The following is a 4355-nucleotide window of genomic DNA, read 5'->3' on the forward strand; positions in this document are numbered from 1 at the left end:
TGGTTCGGTCGATCCGGGAAATGTCCTGAAAGAGATTATTGACGTTGCCATCAATGACCTCGTTACCCGTCACCCGACCACCACCATCTTCCTCATCGGTTAGGCGTTGGCTTTCGAAGAGTTTTACGTCGCTATTATTGATAGCCATAGCAAATCCTTATGCTTGGTTGACATAAATAATGAATGGGGTGTGTTAGGGAGGAACTTTTATAAGAAGGCGTGGTCTTAAAGCAAGACGGAAATTCCATAAGCTTGAAGTCCAATATCACTGAATCGAGTTTATGCAGTAATTTCAGGCCAGAACTTTAAGGATTTTGTGTAAGTCACTCGTATCATCAGATCTTCAGCGAATATGAAACAAACCTTTATAATAAGTATTTCCTCTGAAAATCCTAACTGAGTATGTGTTGAAGAACTTTCCTTACAGCCTCTGAGGGGACATATCATTAACCATCAAATTATAAAAGATACTATGAATATATATTCTTCTTTGAATACGTTTACGTTTAACTCTTCAGAGATTAAAGCTTTTTTTGCTAACTCCTATGGTTTAAAGTTCGGCGATTCATTTCGTGATGTAGCGCCAATTTCTTCGTGCGTTATTATCAGAAAGTCAACAAATCCCAACTATCATAAAGGAAAAGTTTTACGGGATAGGGAGATAGAATCTTTAAAGCGTGATTTTCCTGACACTTTCAAGGATTTGAACTTCTCTGAATTGATAAAGCCTCACCATGACTTAATGGACTTTAATAATTCTCTTTACCGGACTTATCCGGTAGTAAATGCCAAAAGATATAAAATAACAGATTACACACTTACGAATGAAATTGAACCGTATTACTGGAACAGCGAAAATGCAATTAAACAGACTTATGGCGATTATGCAACCGAAACATACAAGGAATTGCACAAAGCATACATACAGTTCATAGGTGAATTAACCAATGATTTTTCCACTAATTCCCTGATCATCGATATGGGTTGTGGTGATGGCAGATTTCTTAGAATGCTATCTGAGAAAAGTAAATCAACCATGAGGCTAATAGGTTTAGACCAAAGTCTAGCAGTTAAAAATGCAAGAAAAACCGTAGATATTAAAAGCAATATATCATTTTTTGAGTGCGATATCATTCAACAACTGATTAAACTTCGAGAATCTGACGAATTAAAAATCTGTTTATTATCCGGTGTTTTAACAGATAAGGTGATTGCCAAGCCTGGGGAAGTGATAAAAGTAATACAGAATGCTGCACGCAACTGCAATCATATAATTCTGGGCGGCTTGGAATTTTCTACAGCAAATTTACGTGCATTAAAAAAAATGGGATTTGAAATTTCATTTGGAAATAAATTCCTAATCCATTTCGAATATAAACCAGAGAAGCAATTACAGTCTCGAATCGACAAATATAACCTGAATGGTGTCTATGATCTAGAAATGTCCTGCAATCCGAGCATAGAACTTAAAAAGTTATTAGAAAATACAAATGATATGGTCAGACCGTCACAGTTGACAGTAGATCTATCTTTTTCAATGTTAGATTCACATACTATAAGTATTTTAAGAGATATCAATAAATACCTCCCTATTCGTGTCATTTTTTGGAGTTATGATAGTGAAAAGGCACACAATTTGTATAGGGAATGCTGGCAAGAATTCGATTTAGATGTTCGACATTGTACAAGATCAGATCAATTGATTTCAAAAAAGATTTTTTCTTATCTAAATCCTCTAGCTCCGAAATTATTTAATGGTTTGGAATATAAAAGTTCATTCACTAACAGTACCGATAATCAAAAATTAACAAGAGCAATGGAGCTAGACCCGTTAAATGAAGAAGCATTTAGGATAATATTAAAAAGTCATGGCATTGAAAAGAAAGAAACCCCTGCCACTTATACTCTTAGTTCAGCGGAGTCTGTATTAAGGCAACAAGAAGCAAAAATAGATAGTGGTAATTATTCATGTTTTTATGATTTAGAACATAAATACCGTTTTGGCCATCCTGCTATTATAGGCGGATACCATGTTAGTTATTACGGAAAAAGCCCGAAGAAGCTGGTTAATCTGTACGAATTAATTAATAATTCCAATGTTCAAATTGGATTCAATTTTTCGCAGGCATTCAAAAATCGGGTAGAAGGGGTTTTATGGTCATATTATAGAGAGATTCTTAATGAAAAAGGCCAGGTTCGTCCAGTGTCTGATGCTGATGAATTAGTTCGGTACGAAGAATTGCTAGAAATTATGATTAGATATAATGATAGTGAAAAGTTTGAAGCTGTTATAGAGCCCATTAAAAATGAAATTAAATCATTTAATGATGACTCTAGCATCAGTGAATACAGCGGTAGTGATTCAAATGAAGACTTGTATTTTACATCACTTTCGCTGAATTCTGCGGTTGGTTAAGCTTAAAATGTAAAGTATATTTACAGTCCCGATTGAACCCATCTCACCCTGAGTGAATGGTCAACAAGCGAAGGGTCAGAAAGTATTGATCGCTGTCCTCTGGATAGGCAAACGGTAATACTTGCTGCGCCTCTACAGGAGCCCCGTTAGACCGATCAAAGATAACGGAGAACTGTCGGTTATCCGGGAGCGTCAACGTCATGGTTTTATTGGCCGCTTTGGAAAGTGCAAACAGGTTCTTGACCGTCAGCCGGGATACCCAACCGGCCTCGCCATTGCCAGATAGCTCGATTGGCCTTCCATAATTGAATTGCCCTTCCTGAATCAGCAAAGCACCGGTCAGGCTCCGCTCGGTGGTTTGCTCGACGGGGTTCCATTCAAACTCATTGATCCAGAGAAGATCGTCCGGGAGGGTAATGGTGTCCAGTTGCATAGCGCTATCCTTTCGCTCAAGGCTGCCCTTTAAAGCGTCCTCATGCCTGCGTTTTTCAGGGCTTCCAGCAGTTTGGTTTCATCCGTTGAATCAATGCCGACATTGACTGCACCGCAGGGATATTCGAGCCGGATAATTTTTTGTGGAGCCGGTTGTGTAGTTCGGGTGGTTGGTGCCGACGTGCTCACCTGGCTCTCTTGGAGGGCTTGGGCTTTTTCATTGTTGGCCTGCCGGATACGTTCGTTGTAAATCTGCTCACTGATCCGCAGGGCAGAGGTGATATTGCTGATCGCCTCCTGATCCCCTTTGGCGATAGCCTCGGCCTGCTGTGCCTTCAGATCGTCACGCTGCGTTTGATAACGACGTTGCTCAATATCCGACTGCCTGCCCTGTAATTCATCCAGTTCATCTTGCAGGCTGTTGAGGGTATTACGGGAACTGTCGCCCAAGCTATTCATGTTTTGCTCTGCCGAGCGAATGGCATTGTTTAGGCGGTCTAAATCCTGATTGTTCAGGAGGTTCATCGTATCAGCGGCTCGCTCGCCCTGACGGAGAAAGCGTCTAGCGATATAGTCACCCTGCTCATAACTCTCTAACAGTTCTTCGAGGGCGATCTTCTGCTCTAAATACTGACTTTTGACATAGTCAGCATTTTTCGCAGTCTCATTCATCCAACTGCTGATGCCGGTGACATCGAAGGTATAAGAGTGCTGTAGCTTGTTGAGTTCTTCTCTCGTTTCTTCGAGCTGACTTTTCAGTTCAGCAATACTGCTGATCGCCTGCTCGGTGTTGATGTTGCCTACGCCATTCATCGCCACAAAGGCATCGTGCGCCGCACCACTCATGCCCTGTAGTTCTTCGGCCAGAGTGTTGTAATGACCGGCCATAACTCCGGCAATAGTGGAGGCATCGGTCAGCGCTTCGGCCTGTTGCGCTCCGGCTTGCTCGGCACTGTCGCCAACGTCTTTGAGTGCCTCCTCGGTTTTCCTGGCCTCTTTATTGAACTGCTGAAGCTTTTCCCGGCTGGCCTCGGTCGCCTCGTAATATTCCTCCTGTGTAATAATGCCTGCCCGTAATGACTCCGCTAATACCACGCCAAGGCTGGCCAGTTCCGCACTGGTTTCGGCAGCGTCGATCTTTTCCAAGGCCACTGCCGCACTTTCAAAGGTGTCGCCGAAGGTTTCTCCCACTTCTTCAACGGCTTCATTGACCTTTTGATAGTTGCCGAGCAGTTCATCAATTTTTTTCTTAGAGAGGTCAATGTTTCGCTTTATGCTGGCTTGGAATTTTGTAGTCGAGTCTTCACTTTTCTTTGCGATGGTATCAATCACGTTATCTACAGCTTGTTTTGCCGCTTTTGCATTGCCTGCCGCTGAGTTAGCGAACTCTTTACCAAGGGCTCGCAGGTAGTTGGTGGTTTCCAACATTGGCTTTGCTATATCGCTGGCTTTTACCGTTTCAGCAATCTTGCCATAGCCATAGATGATCTCACCCACGGTATAGAGA

At 41.9% G+C, this 4355-nt stretch carries 3 protein-coding genes; 1 reads left to right on the forward strand and 2 read right to left on the reverse strand.

The features are described from left to right. Positions 1–472: 472 nt before the first annotated feature. Positions 473–2416 carry a class I SAM-dependent methyltransferase gene (locus AK963_RS25945; RefSeq protein WP_066018261.1) on the forward strand — a complete coding sequence of 648 codons (1944 nt, stop codon included), beginning with the start codon at positions 473–475 and terminating at the stop codon, positions 2414–2416. 43 nt (positions 2417–2459) lie between these two features. On the opposite strand, the gene AK963_RS25950 is transcribed toward AK963_RS25945, so the two are convergent. Then, positions 2460–2849, reverse strand: coding sequence for a hypothetical protein (locus AK963_RS25950; RefSeq protein ID WP_066018262.1), 390 nt, complete (start codon positions 2847–2849; stop codon positions 2460–2462). Between the two features lie 29 nt (positions 2850–2878). Next, on the reverse strand, positions 2879–4355 hold a 1477-nt coding region (locus tag AK963_RS33695), incomplete at its 5' end, for a hypothetical protein (RefSeq protein WP_175404663.1).

It is taken from the genome of Endozoicomonas atrinae (genome assembly GCF_001647025.1).
Classification (GTDB): Bacteria; Pseudomonadota; Gammaproteobacteria; order Pseudomonadales; family Endozoicomonadaceae; genus Endozoicomonas; species Endozoicomonas atrinae.